The 25,211-nt window shown below is 71.3% G+C and carries 18 protein-coding genes and 1 pseudogene; 16 read left to right on the top strand and 3 right to left on the bottom strand.

Annotated elements, in window-relative coordinates; all coding sequences use genetic code 11:
* Positions 1-113: 113 nt before the first annotated feature.
* From rpoB to DAI17_RS21400, 6 genes are all read left to right on the top strand, one after another.
* Positions 114-3,632 carry a DNA-directed RNA polymerase subunit beta gene (gene rpoB / locus DAI17_RS00360; protein ID WP_107770930.1) on the top strand — a complete coding sequence of 1,173 codons (3,519 nt, stop codon included), beginning with the start codon at positions 114-116 and terminating at the stop codon, positions 3,630-3,632.
* 90 nt (positions 3,633-3,722) lie between these two features.
* Positions 3,723-7,598: a DNA-directed RNA polymerase subunit beta' gene (locus DAI17_RS00365; protein ID WP_107770931.1), complete on the top strand. Its 3,876-nt coding sequence runs from the start codon at positions 3,723-3,725 to the stop codon at positions 7,596-7,598.
* Positions 7,599-7,785: 187 nt separating this feature from the next.
* Entirely contained in the window at positions 7,786-8,205 is a 420-nt protein-coding gene (locus DAI17_RS00370; protein WP_159081260.1) for a hypothetical protein, read from the top strand.
* Positions 8,206-8,220: 15 nt separating this feature from the next.
* On the top strand, positions 8,221-8,901 hold the full coding sequence (locus tag DAI17_RS00375) for a DUF429 domain-containing protein (protein ID WP_107770933.1): 681 nt from the start codon (positions 8,221-8,223) through the stop codon (positions 8,899-8,901).
* Between the two features lie 47 nt (positions 8,902-8,948).
* Positions 8,949-10,193 (top strand): geranylgeranyl reductase family protein, encoded by a 1,245-nt coding sequence (locus DAI17_RS00380; protein ID WP_107770934.1) that lies wholly within the window; start codon positions 8,949-8,951, stop codon positions 10,191-10,193.
* Positions 10,194-10,265: 72 nt separating this feature from the next.
* A complete protein-coding gene (locus tag DAI17_RS21400; protein ID WP_107770935.1) occupies positions 10,266-11,090 on the top strand; it encodes a lysophospholipid acyltransferase family protein in 825 nt (274 codons plus the stop codon).
* 115 nt (positions 11,091-11,205) lie between these two features.
* Here the strand turns inward: DAI17_RS21400 and DAI17_RS00390 are convergent.
* Positions 11,206-12,108: pseudogene (locus DAI17_RS00390) on the bottom strand (acyltransferase family protein); the annotation flags it as partial.
* Positions 12,109-12,153: 45 nt separating this feature from the next.
* On the opposite strand from DAI17_RS00390, the gene DAI17_RS00395 reads away from it, so the two are divergent.
* From DAI17_RS00395 to DAI17_RS00415, 5 genes are all read left to right on the top strand, one after another.
* The gene (locus DAI17_RS00395) at positions 12,154-13,113 is read left to right on the top strand and encodes an NUDIX domain-containing protein (RefSeq protein ID WP_107770937.1); all 960 of its coding nucleotides are present in this window, start codon (positions 12,154-12,156) and stop codon (positions 13,111-13,113) included.
* Positions 13,114-13,224: 111 nt separating this feature from the next.
* Entirely contained in the window at positions 13,225-14,460 is a 1,236-nt protein-coding gene (locus DAI17_RS00400) for a class I SAM-dependent methyltransferase (RefSeq protein ID WP_107770938.1), read from the top strand.
* On the top strand, positions 14,453-15,457 hold the full coding sequence (locus tag DAI17_RS00405) for a hypothetical protein (protein WP_107770939.1): 1,005 nt from the start codon (positions 14,453-14,455) through the stop codon (positions 15,455-15,457). Before DAI17_RS00400 ends, DAI17_RS00405 begins: the two co-directional genes overlap by 8 nt.
* Positions 15,458-15,467: 10 nt before the next feature.
* Positions 15,468-16,466, top strand: a complete 999-nt coding sequence (locus tag DAI17_RS00410) for a DNA topoisomerase IB (RefSeq protein WP_107770940.1) — start codon at positions 15,468-15,470, stop codon at positions 16,464-16,466.
* Complete coding sequence (locus DAI17_RS00415; RefSeq protein ID WP_107771686.1) at positions 16,463-16,957, top strand: O-acetyl-ADP-ribose deacetylase; 495 nt, start codon at positions 16,463-16,465, stop codon at positions 16,955-16,957. Before DAI17_RS00410 ends, DAI17_RS00415 begins: the two co-directional genes overlap by 4 nt.
* A gap of 6 nt (positions 16,958-16,963) precedes the next feature.
* Here DAI17_RS00415 and serC read toward each other — a convergent pair whose 3' ends face one another.
* Entirely contained in the window at positions 16,964-18,079 is a 1,116-nt protein-coding gene (gene serC, locus DAI17_RS00420; protein ID WP_107770941.1) for a phosphoserine transaminase, read from the bottom strand.
* 54 nt (positions 18,080-18,133) lie between these two features.
* Between serC and DAI17_RS00425 the strand changes: the two genes are divergently transcribed.
* Together DAI17_RS00425 and DAI17_RS00430 are read left to right on the top strand one after the other, a co-directional pair.
* A complete protein-coding gene (locus DAI17_RS00425; RefSeq protein ID WP_234412053.1) occupies positions 18,134-18,715 on the top strand; it encodes a GNAT family N-acetyltransferase in 582 nt (193 codons plus the stop codon).
* A gap of 125 nt (positions 18,716-18,840) precedes the next feature.
* On the top strand, positions 18,841-19,443 hold the full coding sequence (locus tag DAI17_RS00430; RefSeq protein WP_107770942.1) for a hypothetical protein: 603 nt from the start codon (positions 18,841-18,843) through the stop codon (positions 19,441-19,443).
* A gap of 6 nt (positions 19,444-19,449) precedes the next feature.
* Here the strand turns inward: DAI17_RS00430 and DAI17_RS00435 are convergent, their stop codons facing one another.
* Positions 19,450-20,565 (bottom strand): citrate synthase 2, encoded by a 1,116-nt coding sequence (locus DAI17_RS00435; RefSeq protein ID WP_107770943.1) that lies wholly within the window; start codon positions 20,563-20,565, stop codon positions 19,450-19,452.
* A 139-nt stretch (positions 20,566-20,704) separates the two neighbouring features.
* On the opposite strand from DAI17_RS00435, the gene pdxH reads away from it, so the two are divergent.
* From pdxH to DAI17_RS00450, 3 genes are read left to right on the top strand one after another with little or no spacing between them, the layout of a single operon-like run.
* Positions 20,705-21,382 carry a pyridoxamine 5'-phosphate oxidase gene (gene pdxH, locus DAI17_RS00440; RefSeq protein WP_107770944.1) on the top strand — a complete coding sequence of 226 codons (678 nt, stop codon included), beginning with the start codon at positions 20,705-20,707 and terminating at the stop codon, positions 21,380-21,382.
* A gap of 22 nt (positions 21,383-21,404) precedes the next feature.
* On the top strand, positions 21,405-23,138 hold the full coding sequence (locus DAI17_RS00445) for an ABC transporter ATP-binding protein (protein WP_107770945.1): 1,734 nt from the start codon (positions 21,405-21,407) through the stop codon (positions 23,136-23,138).
* On the top strand, positions 23,135-25,114 hold the full coding sequence (locus DAI17_RS00450) for an ABC transporter ATP-binding protein (RefSeq protein WP_407669650.1): 1,980 nt from the start codon (positions 23,135-23,137) through the stop codon (positions 25,112-25,114). The genes DAI17_RS00445 and DAI17_RS00450 overlap by 4 nt, the downstream gene beginning before the upstream one ends.
* Positions 25,115-25,211: the final 97 nt, after the last annotated feature.

Genomic DNA, 25,211 nt, shown 5'->3' on the forward strand with positions numbered 1-25,211 from the left:
GCGGTAGCCTGTGACTTTGCGCCTGCCCTCATATGCCCTTCACCCTGCCCGGACGGGTGTCGTGGTGGTCGGCCGGCGATCTCTTGGATCACGATCCTTCGAAGGACACCCTCTTGGCCGCGCGCAGCTCCGCTGGTAACTCCCTGCTCAAGTCCAACCGCACCTCTTTCGCGAAGATCACCGAACCTCTCGAGGTTCCCTCTCTCCTCTCCCTCCAGACCGACAGCTTCGAGTGGCTCGTCGGCGGCGAGAAGTGGGAAGAGATGGTCGCTGCCCGTCGGGCCGCGGGTGAAGACGTGTCGGAGAAGTCTGGCCTCCAGGAGATCTTCGAGGAGATCTCCCCCATCGAGGACTTCTCCGAGACGATGATGCTCTCGTTCGACAACCCCGTGTTCGTCGACCCGAAGTACACCGAGGAGGAGTGCAAGGAGAAGGACTTCACCTACTCCCGCCCCCTCTACGTCTCCGCCGAGTTCATGAACCACGAGACCGGTGAGATCAAGGGCCAGACGGTCTTCATGGGCGACTTCCCCATGATGACCCGCAAGGGCACCTTCATCATCAACGGCACCGAGCGTGTCGTGGTCTCCCAGCTCGTGCGCTCGCCCGGCGTCTACTTCGAGCGTGCCGCGGACAAGACGTCCGACAAGGACATCTACACCGCCAAGCTGATCCCGAGCCGTGGCGCCTGGCTCGAGTTCGAGATCGACAAGCGCGACCTGGTCGGCGTCCGCCTCGACCGCAAGCGCAAGCAGAACGTCACCGTGCTGCTCAAGGCCCTCGGCTGGACCACCGAGCAGATCCGCGAGGAGTTCGGCCAGTACGAGTCGATGATGCTCACCCTGGAGAAGGACACCCCCCAGACCCAGGACGAGGCGCTGCTCGACATCTACCGCAAGCTGCGCCCGGGCGAGCCGCCCACGCGTGAGGCCGCGCAGACGCTGTTGAACAACTACTACTTCAACAACAAGCGCTACGACCTGGCCAAGGTCGGCCGGTACAAGATCAACAAGAAGCTCGGCCTGACCGAGGCCTTCGACCAGCAGACGCTGACCGTCGACGACATCGTCGCCGCGATCCGCTACATCGTGCAGCTGCACGCGGCCGGCGCGCCGGGCGAGGCGCCCGACCTGGTCGACGCCGCGGGCAACGTCGTGCACGGTCCCGACGACAAGCCGATCAAGGTCCAGGCCGACGACATCGACCACTTCGGCAACCGCCGCATGCGCACTGTCGGCGAGCTGATCCAGAACCAGCTCCGCACCGGCCTGGCCCGCATGGAGCGCGTGGTCCGCGAGCGGATGACGACCCAGGACGTCGAGGCCATCACGCCGCAGTCCCTGATCAACATCCGCCCCGTGGTCGCGGCGCTGAAGGAGTTCTTCGGCACCTCGCAGCTCTCGCAGTTCATGGACCAGACCAACCCGATCGCGGGCCTGACGCACAAGCGTCGCCTCTCCGCGCTCGGCCCGGGCGGTCTGTCCCGTGACCGTGCCGGCATGGAGGTCCGTGACGTCCACCCGTCGCACTACGGCCGCATGTGCCCGATCGAGACGCCTGAAGGCCCCAACATCGGCCTGATCGGCTCGCTCGCGTCGTACGGACGGATCAACCCGTTCGGCTTCGTCGAGACGCCCTACCGCCGGGTCGAGAAGGGTGTCGTCACCGACAAGGTCGACTACCTCACCGCCGACGACGAGGACCGCTACGTCATCGCGCAGGCCAACGCCCCCCTCGACGCGAACAACAAGTTCGCCGAGGAGCGCGTGCTGGTCCGTCAGAAGCACGGCGAGGTCGACGCGATCCTCGCCGAAGAGGTCGACTACATGGACGTCTCGCCGCGCCAGATGGTGTCGGTCGCGACGGCCCTGATCCCGTTCCTCGAGCACGACGACGCCAACCGCGCGCTCATGGGCGCCAACATGCAGCGCCAGGCCGTGCCGCTCATCACGAGCGACTCGCCGCTGGTCGGCACCGGCATGGAGTACCGCGCCGCCGTCGACGCCGGCGACGTGGTCGTCGCCGAGAAGGCCGGTGTCGTCAAGGAGGTGTCCGCCGACTTCATCGAGACGATGAACGACGACGGCTCCTACCAGACCTACAAGCTGGCCAAGTTCAAGCGCTCCAACCAGGGCACCTGCATCAACCAGCGCCCGCTGGTGGTGGAGGGCGACCGCCTCGAGGTCGGCTCGCCGATCGCCGACGGTCCGTGCACCGACCAGGCGGAGATGGCGCTCGGCACCAACCTGCTCGTGGCCTTCATGCCGTGGCAGGGCCACAACTACGAGGACGCGATCATCCTCAGCCAGCGCCTGGTGCAGGAGGACGTCCTCACCTCGATCCACATCGAGGAGCACGAGGTCGACGCCCGCGACACCAAGCTCGGCCCCGAGGAGATCACCCGGGACATCCCGAACGTCTCCGAGGAGGGCCTCGCCGACCTCGACGACCGCGGCATCATCCGCATCGGCGCCGAGGTCACCACCGGTGACATCCTGGTCGGCAAGGTCACGCCCAAGGGCGAGACCGAGCTGACCCCCGAGGAGCGCCTGCTTCGCGCGATCTTCGGTGAGAAGGCGCGCGAGGTGCGCGACACCTCGATGAAGGTGCCCCACGGTGAGTCCGGCACGGTCATCGGCGTCCGCGTCTTCAACCGCGAGGACGGCGACGAGCTGCCCCCGGGCGTCAACGAGCTCGTCCGCGTCTACGTCGCCCAGAAGCGCAAGATCTCGGTGGGTGACAAGCTCGCCGGCCGTCACGGCAACAAGGGCGTCATCGCCAAGATCCTGCCGATCGAGGACATGCCGTTCATGGAGGACGGCACCCCGGTCGACGTCGTGCTCAACCCGCTGGGTGTGCCGCGTCGTATGAACATCGGCCAGATCCTCGAGCTCCACCTCGGCTGGCTGGCCAAGCAGGGCTGGGACCTCAACCTGCACGACGACCAGGGCTCGGCCGAGTGGAAGGACCGCCTGATGGCGATCCACGCCGACAAGGCGGAGCCGGGCAAGAAGGTCGCCACCCCGGTGTTCGACGGTGCCCGCGAGGACGAGATCACCGGCCTGCTCGGTGCGACGTACCCGACCCGCGACGGCGTGCGGATGATCGACGAGACCGGCAAGGCGTCGCTGTTCGACGGCCGCTCGGGCGAGCCGTTCCCCGAGCCCGTCTCGGTCGGCTACATGTACATCCTCAAGCTGCACCACCTCGTGGACGACAAGATCCACGCGCGCAGCACCGGCCCCTACTCGATGATCACGCAGCAGCCGCTGGGCGGTAAGGCCCAGTTCGGTGGCCAGCGGTTCGGCGAGATGGAGGTCTGGGCGATGGAGGCGTACGGCGCCGCCTACGCCCTCCAGGAGCTGCTCACGATCAAGTCCGACGACGTGCCGGGTCGCGTCAAGGTCTACGAGGCGATCGTCAAGGGCGAGAACATCCCCGACTCGGGCATCCCGGAGTCGTTCAAGGTGCTCGTCAAGGAGATGCAGTCGCTCTGCCTCAACGTGGAGGTCCTGTCCCAGGACGGCACCGCCATCGAGATGAAGGACGCCGAGGAAGACGTCTTCCGGGCGGCCGAGGAGCTGGGCATCGACCTGTCGCGTCGCGAGCCGAGCTCGGTCGAAGAAGTCTGAGTGACGAGGCGGTGCGCCCGAACCGGCGCACCGCCCCTCCTCGGTCCCTCACCCACTGAATTTCGTACCAACTGAAGGGTTGCAGCCATCGTGCTCGACGTGAACTTCTTCGACCAGCTTCAGATCGGCCTGGCCACGGCGGACGACATCCGCACGTGGAGCCACGGCGAGGTCAAGAAGCCGGAGACCATCAACTACCGCACGCTCAAGCCCGAGCGTGACGGCCTCTTCTGCGAGAAGATCTTCGGTCCCACCCGGGACTGGGAGTGCTACTGCGGCAAGTACAAGCGCGTGCGCTTCAAGGGCATCATCTGCGAGCGCTGTGGCGTCGAGGTCACCCGCTCCAAGGTCCGCCGCGAGCGCATGGGTCACATCGAGCTCGCCGCTCCCGTGACCCACATCTGGTACTTCAAGGGCGTCCCCTCGCGCCTGGGCTACCTGCTCGACCTCGCCCCGAAGGACCTCGAGAAGGTCATCTACTTCGCGGCGTACATGATCACCTCGGTCGACGAGGAGGCGCGCCACCGCGACCTGTCCTCGCTCGAGGGCAAGGTCGGCCTGGAGCGCGAGCGCCTCGAGAAGCGTCGCGACACCTCCATCGACGACCGCACCAAGAAGCTCGAGGAGGACCTCGCGGCCCTCGAGGCCGAGGGTGCCAAGGCCGACCAGCGCCGCAAGGTCAAGGACGGCGCCGAGCGGGAGATGAAGCAGCTGCGCGACCGCGCCCAGCGCGAGATCGACCGCCTCGACGAGGTCTGGAACACGTTCAAGTCCCTCAAGGTGCAGGACCTGCTCGGCGACGAGCTCCTCTACCGCGAGATGAAGACGTGGTTCGGCAAGTACTTCGAGGGCCACATGGGCGCCACGGCGATCCAGAAGCGCCTGCAGGACTTCGACATCGAGGCCGAGGTGGAGTCGCTGCGCGACACCATCGCCAACGGCAAGGGCCAGAAGAAGGTCCGCGCCCTCAAGCGCCTCAAGGTCGTCGACGCCTTCCGCAAGACCGGCAACCAGCCCATCGGCATGGTGCTCGACGCCGTCCCGGTGATCCCGCCGGACCTGCGTCCGATGGTGCAGCTCGACGGTGGCCGCTTCGCGACCTCCGACCTCAACGACCTGTACCGCCGCGTCATCAACCGCAACAACCGCCTCAAGCGACTGCTCGACCTCGGTGCCCCCGAGATCATCGTCAACAACGAGAAGCGGATGCTGCAGGAGGCCGTCGACAGCCTCTTCGACAACGGTCGTCGTGGCCGGCCGGTGACCGGTCCGGGCAACCGCCCGCTCAAGTCGCTGTCCGACATGCTCAAGGGCAAGCAGGGTCGCTTCCGCCAGAACCTCCTCGGCAAGCGCGTGGACTACTCGGGCCGTTCGGTCATCGTGTCCGGCCCGCAGCTCAAGCTCCACCAGTGCGGCCTGCCCAAGCAGATGGCGCTCGAGCTCTTCAAGCCGTTCGTGATGAAGCGCCTCGTCGACCTGTCGCACGCGCAGAACATCAAGTCCGCCAAGCGGATGGTCGAGCGCGCCCGTCCGGTCGTGTGGGACGTCCTCGAAGAGGTCATCACCGAGCACCCCGTGCTGCTCAACCGTGCGCCCACGCTGCACCGACTCGGCATCCAGGCCTTCGAGCCCCAGCTGATCGAGGGCAAGGCCATCCAGATCCACCCGCTCGTCTGCGGCGCGTTCAACGCCGACTTCGACGGTGACCAGATGGCGGTGCACCTGCCGCTGTCGGCCGAGGCCCAGGCCGAGGCCCGGATCCTGATGCTCTCGACCAACAACATCCTCAAGCCGTCGGACGGCCGTCCGGTGACCATGCCCTCGCAGGACATGATCATCGGCCTCTTCTGGCTGACCACCGACCGCGAGGACCAGCCGGGCGAGGGCCGGGTCTTCTCGTCGCCGTCCGAGGCCATCATGGCCTTCGACCACAGCGAGATCACCCTGCAGAGCCGGGTCAAGATCCGCCTCGACGACATCGTCCCGCCGCTCGAGGACGAGACCGGCGCGGACTGGGAGGAGGGCCGCTCGGTCCTGCTCGAGACCACGCTGGGCCGGGTGCTCTTCAACGACACCCTGCCGGCCGACTACCCCTTCGTGAACTACGAGGTGGGCAAGAAGGCCCTCGGCGCGATCGTCAACGACCTCGCCGAGCGCTACACCAAGGTCGAGGTCGCGGCCTCGCTCGACGCCCTCAAGGACGCCGGCTTCCACTGGGCCACCCGCTCCGGTGTGACCGTCTCGATCGACGACGTCACCACCCCGGGCAACAAGGCCGAGATCCTCGCCGACTACGAGGCGCAGGCGGAGAAGGTCCAGAAGCAGTTCGAGCGCGGTCTCGTGACCGACGACGAGCGCCGCCAGGAGCTCATCGAGATCTGGACCCAGGCCTCCAACGACGTCGCCAAGGCGATGGAGGGCAACTTCGACCGGTCCAACCCGATCTACATGATGGTCGACTCGGGTGCCTCCGGAAACATGATGCAGATCCGTCAGGTGGCGGCCATGCGTGGTCTGGTGGCCAACCCGAAGGGCGACATCATCCCGCGGCCCATCAAGGCCAACTTCCGTGAGGGCCTCTCGGTCCTGGAGTACTTCATCTCCACCCACGGTGCCCGCAAGGGCCTGGCCGACACCGCGCTCCGCACCGCCGACTCGGGCTACCTCACCCGTCGTCTCGTGGACGTCTCGCAGGACGTCATCATCCGCGAGGACGACTGCGGTACCGAGCGTGGCCTGCCCAAGCGGATCGGCGAGCGTGGCGAGGACGGCGTCGTGCGCAAGCACGAGAACGCCGAGACCGCGGCGTACGCCCGCTCCTCGGCCGTCGAGATCACCCACCCGGAGACGGGCGAGGTGCTCGCCGGTGCCGGTGAGGACCTCGGTGACGTCAAGATCGGCGAGCTCATCGCGGCCGGCATCGAGGAGGTCAAGGTCCGCTCCGTGCTGACCTGCGACGCCCGCACCGGAACCTGCGCGAAGTGCTACGGCCGCTCGCTGGCCACCGGCAAGCTCGTCGACATCGGCGAGGCGGTCGGCATCATCGCCGCTCAGTCGATCGGTGAGCCCGGCACGCAGCTGACGATGCGTACCTTCCACACCGGTGGTGTGGCCTCCGCGGACGACATCACGCAGGGTCTGCCCCGCGTGGTCGAGCTCTTCGAGGCCCGCTCGCCCAAGGGTCGCTCGCCGATCTCCGAGGCCGCCGGTCGCATCGAGATCGAGGAGACCGACAAGGCCCGCAAGGTCCTGGTCACCCCGGACGACGGCTCGGAGGTCCAGGAGTACCCGGTCAGCAAGCGCTCGCGCCTGCTGGTGGCCGACGGCGACCACATCGAGGTCGGCCAGAAGCTCACCGTCGGCACCGAGGACCCGCAGGACGTCCTGCGCATCCTGGGTGTTCGCAAGGCGCAGGAGCACCTGGTGGACGAGGTGCAGAACGTCTACCGCTCGCAGGGCGTGTCGATCCACGACAAGCACATCGAGATCATCGTGCGGCAGATGCTGCGCAGGATCACGGTCATCGAGTCGGGCGACACCAACCTGCTGCCGTCCGACCTGGTGGACCGCGTGCGCTTCGAGGAGGAGAACCGCCGCGCGGTCTCCGAGGGCACCAAGCCCGCCTCGGGTCGCCCGGTGCTGATGGGCATCACCAAGGCCTCGCTCGCGACCGAGTCGTGGCTCTCGGCGGCCTCCTTCCAGGAGACCACCCGGGTGCTCACCGACGCCGCGATCAACGGCCGCTCCGACAGCCTCCGTGGCCTGAAGGAGAACGTGATCATCGGCAAGCTGATCCCGGCCGGCACCGGCCTGGAGCGCTACCGCAACATCCGGGTCGAGCCGACCGAGGAGGCCCGCGCCGCGGCGTACTCCGTGACCGGCTACGACAGCTACGACTACGACTTCGGCAACGGCGGCCAGGCCGTCGCGCTGGACGACTTCGACTTCGGTTCCTACCAGAACTGACGTCAGCAGTAGTCACGACCGGGCCCCGGTCTCCCTCGCGGGAGGCCGGGGCCCGGTGGCGTCCTGGGGTGCGTACGCCGACTGTGCGGGGAGTGTCCGGACGCTGGCGGAGGCGCCCGAGGGTCCGGGGCCGGTGGACTGGCCCGACGAGACCCGGAGGGGGTCTCCCAACGGAGGGATCCACCACATGAGTGCCACCATGCGCCGCCTCGGCGTCGTCACCGCCGCTGCTGCCGCCGCCGTCGCGGTCACGGCCACCAGCGCCAGCGCGCACCACTGCTTCGTGCCGATGTACTCGCTCAACGGGCCCACGTCGGCCAACTGGTTCGTCGTGTCGGCCGAGGACGGGGCCGCGCTCATCGAGGGCTACACGGCCGAGTGCGACGAGGCGGCCGACGCCGGGTACGCCGCCCTGGAGGCCGCGAGGCTGCCCGTCGGCATCAAGATCTTCGAGAAGATGACGATCGGCGACCCAAAGGGCACCGAGCGGATGCCGAGCCCCCACGGGGCCGACGGCAAGGGCCTGGAGTACTTCATGGCGGGGTCCACGCTGCCCGACGAGATGGTCGGCACCTGGATCGCGGGGGCCACCGCCCACGAGTGCTGACCTAGGGTCGGGCCCATGACGTGGCCCACCGTCCTCGGGGTCGACGGCTGCCGCGGCGGCTGGGTCGGCGTGCGCCTGGGCGGGTGTGCTCCGGCAGCCCTGGCCGCGCCGACCATCGCCGAGCTCGTCGCGGCGGCCGGACCCGACCTGTCGTGCGTCGGCATCGACATGCCGATCGGCCTGCCCGACGACGGGCCGCGGGCGGCGGAGGGGCTCGTGCGGGCACTGCTGGGCGCCCGACGCGCGACGGTTTTCAGCACGCTGGTGCGTGCGGCGTACACCGCGCCGTCGTACGCCGAGGGGCAGGTCGTGCAGCGCCGGGCCACCGGCACCGGCTTCAGCCAGCAGTCCTGGGGGCTGCGCCACAAGATCCTCGAGGTCGACACCTGGCTGCGCACCGGCCCGTCGGTGCGGGTGGTGGAGGTGCACCCCGAGACGTCGTTCGCGGTGCTGCGCGGAGAGCCGGTCGCGGCGGGCAAGAAGACCCCCGAGGGCCGGCAGGCGCGGCGTGCGGCGCTGCGGACGGCCGGCATCGAGCCGCCGGACCGTCCACGCGGGGGCGTCGCCGAGGACGACCTCCTCGACGCGTGCGTCGTCGCCTGGACCGCTGCCCGGGTCGCCCGCGGCGAGGCGAGGTCGCACCCCGAGGTGCCCGAGACGTTCTCCGACGGGTGGCCGGCCGCCATCTGGGCGTGAGTCGCCCCGTTTTCGCCCCGGTTGGCAGGACAGGGGAGAATCGCGGCGTGACCACCCCCACCACCACCGACGTCCTCGTGGTCGGCGCCGGTCCCGCCGGCTCCGCGGCCGCCGCCTGGAGCGCCCGGGCCGGGCTCGACACGGTGCTGGTGGACGCGCAGGTCTTCCCGCGCGACAAGACGTGCGGCGACGGGCTCACCCCGCGCGCCATCGGTGAGATGCAACGTCTCGGCCTCGAGGACTGGCTGCGCGCCCACACGGTCAACGAGGGCCTGCGAGCGCACGGGTTCGGCCAGACGCTGCTGCTGCCGTGGCCCTCGCTGCCGGGCAGCAGCCTCCCGTCGTGGGGGTCCGCGGTCGCGCGCACCGAGCTCGACGACCACCTGCGCACGGTCGCGATCAAGAGCGGCGCGCTCGCCCTCGACGGCGCTCGCGCGGTCGACGTGCGCACCGAGGGGACCCGGGTCGCCGCGGTCGTGTTCCGCCGCGGGGACGAGGTCTTCGAGATCGCCTGCAACCGGCTCGTCGTCGCCGACGGGGTGCGCTCCCCGCTGGGCAAGCTGCTGGGCCGCGAGTGGCACCGCGACACGGTCTACGGCGTCGCGGGGCGCTCCTACGTCGCCTCGGAGATGTCCGACGACCCGTGGATCAGCTCGCACCTCGAGCTGCGCGGCGAGGACGGCGAGATCCTGAGCGGCTACGGCTGGATCTTCCCGCTGGGCACCGGCGAGGTGAACCTCGGCGTGGGCACCCTCGCGACCGTGAAGCGGCCCGCCGACATCGCCGTCAGGCCGCTCATGTCCCACTACGCCGACCAGCGCCGTGAGGAGTTCCGGCTCTCCGGCGAGCTGCGGATGCCGACCTCGGCCCTGCTGCCGATGGGCGGCGCCGTCTCCCACGTCGCCGGCGACAACTGGGCGCTGATCGGGGACGCGGCCGGCTGCGTCAACCCCCTCAACGGTGAGGGCATCGACTACGGGCTCGAGACCGGCCGCTTCGTGGCGGAGGCGATGGCCGCGGGCGAGCACCTCGGCACGGCGTGGCCGGCGGTCCTCCGCGAGCACTACGGCGAGGCCTTCTCCATCGCCCGGCGGCTGGCCGGCATCGCGACCCAGCCCAGGGTGGTGGCCACGCTCGGCCCGGCGGGCATGCGCTCGGACTGGCTGATGACGCTCGCGCTGCGCTGGATGGGCAACCTGGTCGACGACGCCGACCGCGACCGCGCCGCCCGGGTGTGGCGCTGGGCCGGCCGGCGCTCGATCGCGCGCGACGCGCGGCCGCCGTTCTCCTGAGGGTGCCCGCCCCGGACCGGTAGGGTCCCGCCGACACCGATCCGCGGTGGGGGCCGAGCACGAAGAGAGCGCATGAGCGACCGCTGGTACCGCACGGCCGACGTCCTGGGCCGGACGGCGATGAGGGTGCTGGGCATCGACACGCGATGGACCGGCGAGGAGCACCTGCCCACGACCGGGCCGGTGCTGATGGCCGCCACCCACGTCAGCTATCCCGACTTCCTGTTCCTGGGGAAGGCGGCGCTCGCCCGGAGGCGCCACGTCCGCTTCATGTGCCGTCACGACGTGTGGCACGTCCCGGTCGTCCGGACGGCGATGGACCGCATGCGGCACGTCCCGGTGGACCGGGACGCGCCCGCGGCGGCCTACCTGCGGGCCCGGAGCCTGCTGTGCGACGGCGAGGCCGTCTGCGCCTTCCCCGAGGCGGGGATCTCCTACTCCTACACCGTCCGGTCGCTGATGCGCGGTGTCGCCAGCCTGGCGCGGGAGACCGGGGCGCCGGTCGTCCCGGTGGCGCTGTGGGGCAGCCAGCGGATCTGGAGCGTCGGGTGGCCCGACGAGCGTGGGCGAGGTCCGCGGCCGGACCTCACGAGGGGCCGGCGGGTCGACGTGGTGCTGGGCGAGCCGGTCACGGCCGCGCCCGGCGACGACCTCACGGAGTGGACGCGGGACCTCGGTCGTCGGATGACGTCGTTGCTGGAGGGGTTGCAGGGCCTGCCCCACCACCAGCCGTCTCCAGGGGTTCCGGCCCCGTGGCACCCGGCGCACCTGGGTGGGACGGCGCCGACGCGTCTCGAGGCGCACGAGCTGGACTCGGTGCCGCGCTCGGCGGTGCGTCCGACGTGGGGGCCGCCGTCGTGGGACCAGCCGTGGGACCGGCCGCGGGAGACGGCGTAGCGGCCTGTGGCGTGGTGTGGGACGCGCGGCGGGCCTCCAGCCAGCCGAGCGGGTTGGTGAAGGGCTCGAGCACGCGTCGTACGGGCGGGGAGGCGAGCAGCAGGGCCAGCCCCACGGCCCCGAGCACCGTCAGCACCAGGCCGAGCGTCGGGTAGGCGGCGGTGAAGTCGGGCCAGCCGAGCGCCTTGACGGTCTTGATGACGAAGCCGTGGAACAGGTAGATGACCATGGTCGCGCCACCCATCACGGTGAACCAGCCGAGCGAGCGGCGCGGCACCAGGGACATGGCCGCGAAGGCGCCGAGCAGGCCGACCATCATCACCGTCAGGCGGGTCTGGAAGGCGATCTCGTTGTCGATCGGGAGCTCGTTGTAGCCCGTGTCGTACCAGAGCAGCGCGGTCTCGGCCCACGTGTCGGTCCAGAGCGCCATGATGCCGATCCCGACGAGCGTCGGGATGGCCGCGACCCGCACCCAGACGTCGTCGAGGTGGGCCAGGTGCCGCGGCTTCAGGTGCAGGCCGAGCACGAAGAACGGCAGCAGCCCCAGGAAGCGCGGGAACATCAGCGCTTCGGTGTCCCAGAGGCCGCCGATCAGGCTGACGACCACCGACAGCGGCAGGAACAGCCAGTGCAGCTTGAGGATCGGGGTGATCAGGCGCCACATCAGCAGCACGATGAGGTACCACATGGTCCAGTGCGGCTCGATCCACAGCGGTCCGGTCACGTCCTCGCCGACGACGGTCCGGCGGTAGTAGAAGAGCGCCGGCTCGAAGATCAGGTAGGGCACCAGCAGCGTGTAGACCAGGTTCTTCATCCGGCGCCGGTCCCACTCGAAGGACTTGGAGAGGTAGCCGCTGATGAAGACGAACGCGGGGATGTGCCACATGTAGATGAAGTCGTAGACCCAGTGGCTGCCCGCCGTCGCCTCGACGAGCCCGATCGCGTGACCGACCACGACGAGGGTGACGAGCACCATCTTGGTGTTGTCGAGCCAGGGGTCTCGTTGCGCGCCAGCCACGCGACGAGGCTACGGCAGTCACCCTGCTCATGGCAGGTTGGTGCCATGGCCTCTCTCCCCAGACGACAGCGCGTGGCGGCGTACGCCGTCATCCTGCGGACCCCGGCCACCCCCGACCCCGCGGCTCCGGAGGGTGGCGCGGAGATCCTGCTGTGCCGTCTCGCGCCGCGCATCACCCGCCAGGAGCTGTGGACCCTGCCCGGCGGCGGCCTCGACCACGGCGAGGACCCGCGGGACGCGCTGCTGCGCGAGATCGTGGAGGAGACCGGGCTCGCGGCGACGGTGGGGGAGACGGCCCGTGTCTACAGCGCCCACCTGCCGCGGGCCTCGCGCGACGGCGTGCTCACCGACTTCCACGCCCTCCGCATCGTGTACGACGCGTGGGTGCCCGCCGACGCGCCCGAGCCGCGGGTCGTCGAGGTGGGCGGGTCGACCATCGAGGCGGCCTGGCACCCGGTGGCGGCCGTCGAGTCCGGCGAGGTGCCCGTCGTGGCCACCGTCACCGAGGCGCTGGCGGACCACCGGCCGCTGCGCATGCAGCGGGTGGCCGCCTACGCCCTGGTGCGGCGCGACCGGCGGGTGCTGCTCACCCGGCTCTCGGCGCGGGCCGCCCACCCCGGCTCCTGGACGCTCCCCGGCGGGGGCATCGACCACGGCGAGCCGCCGGTCGTGGCCCTGGCCCGCGAGGTGGCCGAGGAGTGCGGGGTCGCGTGCCGGGTCGGCGACCTGCTCGGGGTGCACGACACCCACTTCTCCGGCACCGCGCCCAGCGGGCGGTGGGAGGACTACCACGGGGTGCACCTCGTCTTCGAGGGCACCGTCGCCGAGGACGCCGAGCCGCGGGTGGCCGAGGTCGACGGCACCACCGACGCGGTCGCCTGGGTCGACGAGGCCGACATCGCGACGGGTGCCGTGCCGGTCCTCGACGTGGTGACGCACGCCCTGGCCCTGCCGCCCGCGCGGAGTGGGTCGGCCCACGGGGGCGGCCCTACGATGAAGGCATGAACCCCCGCCAGCGCCGACTCGTCATCCCGGTCGCGCTCGGGGCCCTGCTCCTGGTCGTCCTGGTCGCCGCCGTCCTGTGAGCCTCCGGTTCGTGAAGGGAGGGGACTGACGATGCCCACCGAGCCCCTGGTGCGGGCCCTGGCGCGGATGCGCGGCCATCTCCTCGACCCCGAGACCCTCGTCCGGGCGGTCGCCTCGGGCGCCCAGCGCGGCGGCCGTGTCCCCTCGGTCTCCGGACGGCCCGTGCGTCGCGTGGAGCTGCGCTACGTCGACCTCAAGGCCGGGCGCCACCTCCAGCTCACGTCGTACGACGAGACGCAGGCGCACACGACCAACGTCGCCGCGGGCGAGGAGGCCAAGGTCCTCGTCGACGACCTGCTCGACCAGCCCTTCGGCAGCTGGCACGTCGAGACCACCACCCAGACGCATCAGGTGCGGGCCACCAAGAAGCTCGAGGCCGTGACCCACACCAAGGACCGCGCCGCGCCCGTCGAGGTGGAGCGCGGGCACGACAAGGCCAAGCAGCGGCTGCTCCCCGAGGACGACCCGGTGCTGCGGGCGCTGGGCATCTCCGACACCCACGGGCGGATCAAGCCGACCCGCCAGGCCAAGTACCGCCAGGTGGAGGAGTTCCTGCGGCTCCTCGACGCCTCGATCGGTGACGCGCTGGCCAAGGGCCAGCTGCGCACGCCGACCGAGGACGACCCGCTGCGGGTCGTGGACCTCGGGTGCGGCAACGCCTACCTGACCTTCGCCGCCCACCGCTACCTCGGCTCCGTGCGGGGACTGCCCGTCCGGGTGACCGGCGTCGACGTCAAGCAGCAGTCGGCCGACCACAACGCCGCGGTGGCGGCCGAGCTCGGCATCGACGCCGACTTCGTGGTCGGCACCATCGGCGACGCGGTGCTCCCCGAGGCGCCGGACGTCGTGCTCGCCCTGCACGCCTGCGACACCGCCACCGACGACGCGCTGGCCCGGGCGATCTCGTGGGGGGCGTCGCTGGTGCTGGCCGCCCCGTGCTGCCACCACGACGTGGCAGCGCAGCTGCGCCGGGCGCCCACGCCCGCGCCGTACGCCATGCTCACCCGGCACGGCATCCTGCGCGAGCGCTTCGCCGACACCCTCACCGACGCCCTGCGCGCGGCGATCCTGCGCCAGCAGGGCTACCGCGTCGACGTGGTCGAGTTCGTCGAGAGCGAGCACACCCCCCGCAACACCCTCCTTCGCGCGATCCGCACCGGCACCCCCGTGTCCGGCGGCGCCGTGCGACGCGAGTACGACGACCTGGTGGCGACGTGGGGGGTGCGGCCCCACCTGGCCGAGCTGCTGGACCCGGCCCGTGGCTGACGTCCGGCGCCGGCTGCTGACGGTCGCCGCCGGAGCGGCGGTGGTCGCGCCCTTCGCGATCGGGCTGGCGTCCGGGGCGGAGCCGGACGAGGGCGAGGTCCTGTTCTCCTTCGCCGACCCCGAGATCGTCGAGTCCAGCGGGCTGGTGGCCGCCGGGGACCGGGTCTGGACCGTCAACGACTCCGGCGACATCGGCCGGGTCTTCTCCGTGGACGCCGCCACCGGCGAGACGGTCGGGGTGACCTACTGGGCCGACGGCCCCGAGGACGTCGAGGCGCTCGCGCCCGATGGTCCGGGACACGTCTGGGTGGCCGACATCGGGGACAACACCGCGTCCCGCGACTCCGTCCAGGTCACCCGGGTGCCGGTCGGCGACGGGGACCGCACGGTCGACGAGGAGACGATCGACCTCGTCTACCCCGACGGCCCGCGCGACGCCGAGGCCCTGCTCGTGCACCCGCGGACCGGCCGCGTCCACGTGGTCACCAAGCGCGTCCTCGCCGGCGAGGTCTGGGCCGCCCCGCCCGAGACGGCCGACGACGCACCCAACCGGCTCGGCCTGGTCGGGCAGGTCGTGGGCCTGGTCACCGACGGCGCCTTCTTCCCCGACGGTCGCCACGTCGTGCTGCGCACCTATGCGCGGGCGGTGGTCTACACGTTCCCCGAGCTCGAGGTCGTGGGCTCCTGGGACCTGCCCGCACAGCAGCAGGGCGAGGGGATCGCCGTCACCCCGGACGGGGAGGTGCTGGTCAGCAGCGAGGGCACCGACGCCCCGGTGCTGTCGGTCGCGGTGCCGCCGCGCATCGAGCGGGCGATGGCCGCACCCACGCCGACGCCGTCGGCCGCTCCCGTCCCGACGACCGCTGACGCCCCCGCCGACGGCACCGTCCAGGACGCGGCCGACCCCCCGGCGCGCCACGCGTGGAACTGGGTCGTCGGAGGAGTCGTCGGGCTCCTCGCCCTTGGGGTGCTGTGGCGCAGCCTGCGCCCCCATTAGCCTCACCGCCATGCCACGCCTGCGCCGCACCTCGCCCGACCAACCGGGCTGGACCCGTCGCCGAGCCGGGAAGGGGTTCACCTACCTCGACCAGGACGGCGCCCGCCTCGGACCGGAGGAGGTGCAGCGCTGCAAGGACCTGGTCATCCCCCCGGCGTGGCGGGACGTGTGGATCACCCCCCACCCCAACGGCCACCTGCAGGCCGTGGGCACCGACGACGCGGGACGGCGGCAGTACCTCTACCACCCGCAGTGGCGCACCAGCCGGGACGCGGCCAAGTTCGAACGGATCATCGACTTCGGCAAGGCGATGTCGACCGCCCGCGAGCGCGTCCTCACCGACCTCGGCACCGAGGGCATGGCCCAGGAGCGGGCCTGCGCGGTCGCCGTGCGCCTGCTGGACCTCGGCTACTTCCGCATCGGCAACGACGTCTACACCGACACCAACGGCTCCTTCGGCCTGACCACGCTGCTGCGCGAGCACGTGACCAAGCGCAAGGGGCGGCTGCGGTTCTGCTTCGTCGGCAAGTCGGGGGTCGAGCACACCATCGAGATCGACGACGAGCCGACCATCGAGGCGCTGGACGTCATGCGGGCCCGACGTGGCGGGGGCGACCGGCTGCTGGCGTGGAAGGACGGCCGGCGCTGGCGGACCCTCGACGCGAGCCTGGTCAACGACTACGTCCGCGAGGCCACCGGCATCGAGGCGACGGCCAAGGACTTCCGCACCTGGCACGCGACCGTCATCGCGGCCGCCGCCCTGGCGAGCACCGACGAGCCGGGTCAGACCAAGGCGTCGCGCAAGCGGGCGGTCTCGGCGACCATGAAGGAGGTGGCCGAGTTCCTCGGCAACACCCCCACGCTCGCGCGGACGGCGTACGTCGACCCGCGCGTCGTCGACGCCTACGAGAAGGGCAGGACGATCACGGTGCGCACCTCCTACGAGACCGACGACGCGCGGCAGGCAGCGCTCGAGCGCGCCGTGCTGCGGCTCCTCAAGGACTCCTGATGAGGCTCACCGTCGTCCGCGGTGACATCACCCGGCAGGAGGTCGACGCCGTCGTCAACGCGGCCAACCGGTCGATGCGCGGGGGCGGCGGGGTCGACGGGGCGATCCACCGCGCGGGTGGTCGGGAGGTCTACGACGACTGCGTCCGGCGCTTCCCGCACGGTCTCGCGACCGGCGAGGCGGGCTGGACGACGGCGGGCCGGATGCCGGCGCGCTGGGTCATCCACGTGGTCGGTCCCAACCACGCCGCGGGCGAGACCGACCGGTCGTTGCTGACCTCGTGCTACCGGCGGGCCCTCGAGGTGGCCGACGAGCTGGGCGCCGCGACGCTGGCCTTCCCCCTGGTCAGCGCCGGGATCTACGGCTGGCCGGTGGACGACGCGGTCCTCGCGGCGGTGGAGACGCTGCGAGCCTCCCCGACCGAGGTCGAGGAGGCTCGCATGGTGGCGTTCAGCGACGCGGCGTACGACCGGATCGCCGCCGCGCTCTGAAGGACGTCAGAGGCGCTCGACCACGTGGTCGATGCACGCGGTGAGCTTCTCCACGTCGGTCGGGTCGATGGCGGGGTACATCGCGATCCGCAGCTGGTTGCGGCCGAGCTTGCGGTAGGGCTCGGTGTCGACGATGCCGTTGGCGCGCAGCACCTTGGCGATGGCCGCTGCGTCGATCGAGTCGTCGAAGTCGACGGTGCCGATCACCAGCGAGCGGTGGCTCGGGTCGGCGACGTACGGCGTGGTGTACGACGTCTTCTCGGCCCAGCCGTAGAGCGCGTCGGACGAGCGGGTGGTGCGCTCGACCATGCCGGCCAGCCCGCCCTGGGAGTTCATCCAGTCCAGCTGCTCGGCCATCAGGAAGAGCGTGGCGACCGAGGGGGTGTTGTAGGTCTGGTTCTTGGCCGAGTTGTCGATGGCCGTCGGCAGGTCGAAGAACGCGGGCACGTGCCGGTCGGTGGCCGCGATCTCCTCGACGCGGGCCAGCGCCTTGGGCGACATCAGCGAGATCCACAGCCCGCCGTCGGAGGCGAAGCACTTCTGCGGGGCGAAGTAGTAGGCGTCGACCTGGGTGAGGTCGACGGGCAGGCCGCCGGCGCCCGAGGTGGCGTCCACGAGCACGAGCGAGTCGTCGTCGACCGGGCGGACGACGGGGGCCATCACCGCGGTCGAGGTCTCGTTGTGCGCCCACGCGTAGGCGTCCACGCCCTCCTCGGCGACGGCCTCGGGACGCGAGCCCGGCTCGCTGGTGATGACGCTCGGGTCGTCGAGCCAGGGCGCCTGCTGGGCGGCCTTGGCGAACTTGGAGGAGAACTCCCCGAAGCTCAAGTGCTGGCTCTTGCGCCGGATCAGCCCGTAGGTCGCGATGTCCCAGAACGCCGTCGCGCCGCCGTTGCCGAGCACGACCTCGTAGCCCTCGGGCAGGTCGAACAGGGCGGCGAGCCCCTCGCGCACCCGGCCGACGGTGTTCTTCACCGGGGCCTGGCGGTGGGAGGTGCCCATCAGCGAGCTGCCGGTCGCGGCGAGCGCGTCGAGGTGGCTGGTCTGGATCTTCGACGGGCCGGCACCGAAGCGGCCGTCGGCGGGCAGGAGGTCGGCGGGGATCTGGATCGCGTCGGACACGAGAGAGGCCTTCCGGGGAGTCAGCGGTGAGAGGTCCCTGACTACGCTGTCAGCGTGCACAGCCTCTCATCCGAGGGCCCGGACGTGGCAGCGGGTCCACCTGTCGTCGTCCCGGGTGACCGGGCATCGGGGGAGCCCGCACCAGCGGACCTGTCGGCGCGCCGGTGGGTCGTCGAGCGCGTCCCGATCACCGATCCGGACGCGGTGCTGCTGGTCGAGCAGGTGCAGGAGGAGTACGTCGTCCGCTACGGCGGCCGTGACGATTCCCCCATCGACGCGACCGAGTTCGAGGACCCCACCGGCATGTTCTTCCTGGGCCGCCTCGACGGCGCCCCCGTCGTCACCGGTGCCTGGCGGCGTCGTGGCGACGTGTCGCTCGCCGGCACCACCCGCACCGCCGAGGTCAAGCGGATGTACGTCGCCCCGTCGGCGCGCGGCCTGGGGCTGGCCCGCCGGATGCTCGCCCACCTCGAGGACAGCGCGCGGGCGGCAGGGATCGAGGCGTTCGTGCTGGAGACGGGGATGAGGCAGCCCGAGGCGATCGCGCTCTACGCGTCGTCGGGCTACGCGCGGATCCCGGGCTTCGGCTACTACCGGGACTCGCCGCTGAGCCGGTGCTTCGGCAAAGCGCTCTGAGCGAGAGCCGCCGGCGTGTCCAGCCGACACGCCGCACGCGAAGCGCCGATTTTCCCATTCGCCCCACGCGTCCCTCGTCGCGCACCTAGCCTCGCCCCGTGTCGGACGGGCGACGAGGGGCGGACATGCGCAGGGTGGGAACCACCGTGTGGGGGCTGGTGCTCGGCCTGGTGCTCAGCGTGGGCGCCTCGACCAGCCTCCTCGTGGTCCCGGCCCACGCGCAGTACGTCATGCCGGTCGAGTCCTACCCGACGTACCAGCCTCAGAAGAAGTGCGCGCGCAAGGCCAAGCCGGGCACGGTGGCGCTCGGGACCTGGCTCGTCGCCCGCGGCGGCGCCTTCGGCGGGACGCTGCGCTCGTGCTCCAGCGGCGGGACCTCCGAGCACAAGGACGGCCGCGCGTTCGACTGGATGCTCGACGCCCGCGACGAGGACGACCGGGCGATCGCCGACGCGTTCCTCGTCGAGGCCTTCGCGGACGACGAACTGGGCGACACCGACGCGCTCGCCCGGCGGATGGGCATCATGTACTTCATCTGGGACGACCGGATGTACGCGGCCTGGGATGGGTTCGAGCCGAAGAGGTACCTCAGCTCCGGGTGCCGCAACCGGCGCACCTGCTCGGCGACCCTGCGGCACCGCGACCACGTGCACATCTCGCTGAGCAAGCGCGGTGCCCGCGGCCTCACCAGCTGGTACGTCGAGCAGGCCGCCCAGCCGGTCGGCTGACGCCGGTCAGGCGCCCCCGCCGTTCCAGGCGGCGTCCCAGCCCTCGACCTCCGACGCCGGCCGCGAGGCCGGGCCGGTGTAGATCGCCGAGGGCCGGATCAGCCGCCCGGTGCGCTTCTGCTCCAGGATGTGCGCCGACCAGCCACCGGTCCGGGCGCAGGTGAACATCGAGGTGAACATGCTGGCCGGCACCTCCGCGAAGTCCAGGACGATCGCCGCCCAGAACTCCACGTTGGTCTCCAGCACCCGGTCGGGACGGCGCTCGCGCAGCTCGGCGAGGGCGGCCTGCTCGAGCGCCTCCGCCACGGCGTAGCGCGGGGCGCCCAGCTCCTTGGCGGTCCGGCGCAGCACCCGCGCCCGCGGGTCCTCGGCGCGGTAGACGCGGTGGCCGAAGCCCATCAGCCGCTCGCCGTTGTCGAGCAGCTCCTTGACGTACGACGCGGCGTCGCCGTCACGCCTCTCGACCTCCTCGATCATCCCGAGCACCCGGGAGGGAGCGCCTCCGTGGAGCGGTCCGCTCATGGCCCCGATCGCGCCGGAGAACGCGGCCGCCACGTCGGCGCCGGTGGAGGTGATGACGCGAGCGGTGAAGGTCGAGGCGTTCATGCCGTGCTCGGCGGCGCTGGACCAGTAGGCGTCGATGGCCCTGACGTGCTTGGGGTCGGCCTCGCCCTTCCAGCGGATGAGGAACCGCTCCGCGAGCGTCCGGCCCTGGTCGACCTCCTTCTGGGAGACCACCGGGAGGTGCAGGCCCCGGGCGGACTGGGCGGCGTACGACAGCACCATGACCGCGACCCGGGCGAGGTCCTCGCGGGCCTGCGCGTCGCTGATGTCGTAGGTCTGGCCGAAGCCGAAGGCCGGGGCCAGCATCGCGATGGCCGCCTGCACGTCGACCCGGACGTCACCGGTGTGGACGGGCAGGTTGTAGGCCTCGGCGGGCGGGAGGCCGGGGGAGTAGGTGCCGTCGATCAGCAGGCCCCAGATGTTCTCGAACGGCACGCGTCCGACGATCTCCTCGATGTCGACGCCGCGGTAGCGGAGCGCGGAGCCCTCCTTGTCGGGCTCGGCGATCTCGGTCTCGAATGCGACGACTCCCTCGAGTCCGTGGTGCACCTCGGTCATGTGCGGACGCTCCTTGTGCGTGCGGCGAGGCCCGCGACGGCGGGCGCGGCCATTGTGCACCCGCGACGTCGTCGAGGTTTGGCACGTGCGGCGGCGGGCTAGGGTCGGAGGTCATGGACCACGGATCGAGCGCCCGCTGATGACCGACCGGCCCGCACCCGACCTGGCGGCCCTGCGCGCGGACTACTCGCGCGGTGGGCTCGACCTGCCCGACCTCGAGCCGGACCCGGTCGCGATGTTCACCCGCTGGCTGCACGACGCGGTCGAGTCGGGGATGCATGAGCCCAACGCGATGGTGCTCTCGACCGCCACGCCCGACGGGGCCCCGTCCTCGCGGATGGTGCTGCTCAAGGGGGTCGACGCCGAGGGGTTCGTGTTCTTCACCAACCAGCTCTCCCGCAAGGGCGACGAGCTCGCGGCCAACCCGCGCTGCGCCCTGCTCTTCCCCTGGCACCCCCTCGAGCGGCAGGTGCGGGTGGAGGGCACGGCGACGCCGCTGCCGCGCGAGGAGGTGCGCGCCTACTTCCACTCCCGCCCCCGCGACGCCCAGCTCGGGGCCTGGGCCTCGCGCCAGTCCGCGGTCGTCGGGAGCCGGGCCGCGCTCGCCGCGGCGTACGCCCGTGTGCAGGAGCGCTTCCCGGGCGAGGTCGACCTGCCCGAGGACTGGGGTGGATACCGGGTGCGGCACGAGAGCGTCGAGTTCTGGCAGGGCCGGCCCAGCCGGATGCACGACCGGCTCGTCTACCGGCGCGGGCAGGAGGCCGGGCCGGACGGCGGACAGGACACCGGGTGGCACGTCGAGCGGCTCGCGCCGTGACGCTCCGGGGGCGGGTGCGCCGATGCTCCTGAGCCTGGTGCGCCGGGGCGTGGCGCCCTACCGGCGGCACGTCGCCGTCGTGGTGCTGATGCAGTTCCTCGGCACCGTCGCCGCCCTGACCCTGCCCAGCCTCAACGCCGACATCATCGACCGGGGGATCGTGACCGGGGACATCGGCTACATCTGGCGCCACGGCGCCCTGATGCTCCTCGTCTCGCTGGCGCAGGTCGCGTGCACGATCACGGCGGTCTGGTTCGCGGCGCGGACCGCGATGGCCTTCGGTCGCGACACCCGGAGCCGGATCTTCGAGCGGGTCGGCACGTTCTCGGCCCGCGAGGTCCAGCACTTCGGCGCGCCCTCGTTGATCACCCGCGAGACCAACGACGTGCAGCAGGTGCAGATGCTCGTCGTGATGGCCGGGACGCTGGCCGTGGCCGCCCCGATCATGATGGTGGGCTCGGTGCTGATGGCGCTGCGCGAGGACGTCGGCCTGTCCTGGCTCCTCGTCGCCGTGGTGCCGGCCCTCGGCGTGTCGATCGGCTTCATCGTCAGCCGGATGGTCCCGAGCTTCCGGCTGATGCAGGTGCGCATCGACGAGGTCAACCGGCTGCTGCGCGAGCAGATCACCGGCGTCCGGGTCGTCCGCGCCTTCGTGCGTGAGCAGCACGAGACCGAGCGGTTCGCGCAGGCCAACGACGAGCTCACCGGCGTCGCGGTGACCGCCGGGCGCTGGATGGCAGGGATGTTCCCGGTGGTCATGCTGGTCGCCAACGTCTCGACGGTGGCGGTCGTGTGGTTCGGCGGCCACCGGGTCGAGAGCGGTGCCATGGAGATCGGGGCCATCACGGCCTACATCGCCTACCTGATGCAGGTCGTGATGTCGGTGATGATGGCGACCTTCATGCTGATGATGGTCCCGCGGGCGGCCGTGTGCGCCGAGCGGATCACCGAGGTCCTGGCGACCGACACCTCGGTCGTCCCGCCCGCCGAGCCGGTGCGGGAGACGGTCGAGCGCGGGACCCTGCGGCTGGAGTCCGTCGACTTCGCCTATCCCGGCGCCGACGTCGCCGTCCTCCACGACGTGAGCCTCGAGGCCGGCCCGGGTCGCACCCTGGCGATCGTCGGGTCCACCGGCGCGGGCAAGTCGACGCTGGTCAACCTCGTCCCGCGGCTCTTCGACGCCACGTCGGGCCGCGTGCTGGTCGGGGGCGTCGACGTACGCCGCCTCGACCCGGAGGTGCTCTGGTCGCGCATCGGGCTGGTGCCGCAGAAGGCGTTCCTCTTCTCCGGCACCGTCGCCTCCAACCTGCGGCACGGCAAGGCCGACGCGACGGAGCAGGAGATGTGGGAGGCGCTCGAGGTGGCCCAGGCCCGGGACTTCGTGGAGGCGCTCCCGGAGGGCCTCGAGGCGCCGGTCGCGCAGGCGGGCACCAACTTCTCCGGCGGCCAGAAGCAGCGCCTCGCCATCGCCCGGGCGGTCGTCCGCCGGCCCGAGATCTACCTCTTCGACGACTCCTTCTCCGCCCTCGACCTCACCACCGACGCCCGGCTGCGAGCCGCGCTGGCGCCGATCACCCGCGACGCCACCGTCGTCGTGGTGGCCCAGCGCGTGTCGACCATCAGGGACGCCGACGAGATCCTCGTCCTGGAGGACGGGCGGGTCGTGGGACGGGGCACCCACGACGAGCTGCTCGCCGGGTGCGGGACCTACCAGGAGATCGTCGCCTCCCAGTTCAGCGCCCAGGAGGCGTCGTGACGGCCGCGACGGAGCGCGAGGACGGGAAGGACGGTCGTCTCGAGGAGACCGAGCGCGTGCAGGCCGGGCCCGGCCCGGGTCGTGGTCCCTTCGGCGGCGGCATGGTGGGGGGCAAGCCCTCGGACTTCCGCGCCTCCGCCCGCCGCCTCGCCGGCATGCTGGCGCCGCACCGGGCCAAGGTCTGGGGCGTCGGTGTCCTGACCCTGGCGAGCGTGGTCCTGATGTCGCTCGCCCCGCGGATCCTCGGCCACGCCACCGACCTCGTCTTCGCCGGCCTGGTCGGCAGCCGCTTCCCGGAGGGCATGTCCAAGGACGACGCGGTGGCCGCCACGCGGGCCGGCGGGGACGACACGGTGGCCGACATGCTGGCCTCGATGGACGTCGTGCCCGGGCAGGGCGTCGACTTCGACGCCGTCGCCCGGGTGCTGCTCGGCGTCCTCGCCGTCTACGTCCTGGCGTCGCTGCTCTCCTGGCTGGCGGGCTTCCTGCTCAACGACGTCGTGCAGGCGACCGTGCGCCGGATGCGCTCGGACGTGGAGGACAAGGTCCACCGGCTGCCGCTGTCCTACGTCGACCGCCAGCCGCGCGGCGAGCTCCTCAGTCGCGCCACCAACGACATCGACAACGTCTCCCAGAGCCTCCAGCAGACCATGGGCCAGCTGCTGACCTCGGTGCTGACCGTGGTGGCGGTGCTGAGCATGATGGTGTGGATCTCGCCCCTGCTGGCGCTCATCGCCCTGGTCTCGGTGCCGGTCTCGATCCTGCTCACCAGCCGGGTCATGAAGCGGTCGCAGGGCATGTTCATCCAGCAGTGGCGCGTCACCGGGCGGCTCAACGCGCACATCGAGGAGACGTTCTCCGGCCACGCCCTGGTCAAGGTGTTCGGCCGGCAGCGCGAGGCCCAGCGGGTCTTCGACGAGCAGAACGCCGACCTCCACGACGCGGCGTTCAAGGCGCAGTTCGTGAGCGGGCTGGTGATGCCGATCATGATGTTCGTCGGCAACCTCAACTACGTCGTCGTGGCGGTGGTCGGCGGGATCCGGGTCGCGAGCGGCCAGCTCTCCCTCGGCGAGGTGCAGGCGTTCGTGCAGTACACCCGCCAGTTCACCCAGCCGCTGTCGCAGATCGCCTCGATGCTCAACCTGATGCAGTCCGGCGTCGCGTCCGCCGAGCGCGTCTTCGAGCTGCTCGACGCCGAGGAGGAGTCGCCGGAGCCGCCGTACGACGCGGGGGCCGGCGACGGGCCCGGCGAGGTGCGGTTCGAGCACGTCTCCTTCGCCTACGACCCGGACCGCCCCCTCATCGAGGACCTCTCGCTGGTCGCCGACCCCGGTCACACCGTCGCGATCGTCGGCCCCACGGGCGCCGGCAAGACGACGCTGGTCAACCTCGTGATGCGCTTCTACGAGCTCGACGGCGGCCGGATCACCCTCGACGGCGTCGACGTGGCCACGCTCCCGCGGTCGGTGCTCCGCTCGCGGATCGGCATGGTGCTGCAGGACACGTGGCTCTTCGAGGGGACCATCCGCGACAACATCGCCTACGGCCGCCCCGACGCAGGAGAGGAGGAGGTCCTCCGGGCCGCCCGGGCCACCTTCGTCGACCGGTTCGTGCACTCCCTGCCCGACGGCTACGACACCGTGGTGGACGAGGAGGGCGGCAGCCTGTCGGCGGGGGAGCGGCAGCTGGTCACCATCGCCCGGGCCTTCCTCTCCGACCCGGCGCTGCTGATCCTCGACGAGGCCACCTCCGCGGTCGACACCCGGACCGAGGTGCTCCTGCAGCAGGCCATGGCGGCCCTGCGGACCGACCGCACGTCCTTCGTCATCGCCCACCGGCTCTCCACCATCCGCGACGCCGACCTCATCTTGGTGATGCGCGACGGCGGCATCGTCGAGCAGGGAGACCACGAGGGGCTGCTGGCCCGCGACGGCGAGTACGCCGCGCTCTACCGCTCGCAGTTCGAGACCGCGTGAGACGACTGCGGAAAACCCCTTGGCCCGTCCCGCGTCCCGACCTACGGTGTAGGCACACAGGAAGGAGGTGGTCCGAGAAATGAAGTCTTCTTGGATG

The sequence above is a fragment of the Nocardioides sediminis genome (assembly GCF_003047295.1).
Lineage (GTDB): Bacteria > Actinomycetota > Actinomycetes > Propionibacteriales > Nocardioidaceae > Nocardioides > Nocardioides sediminis.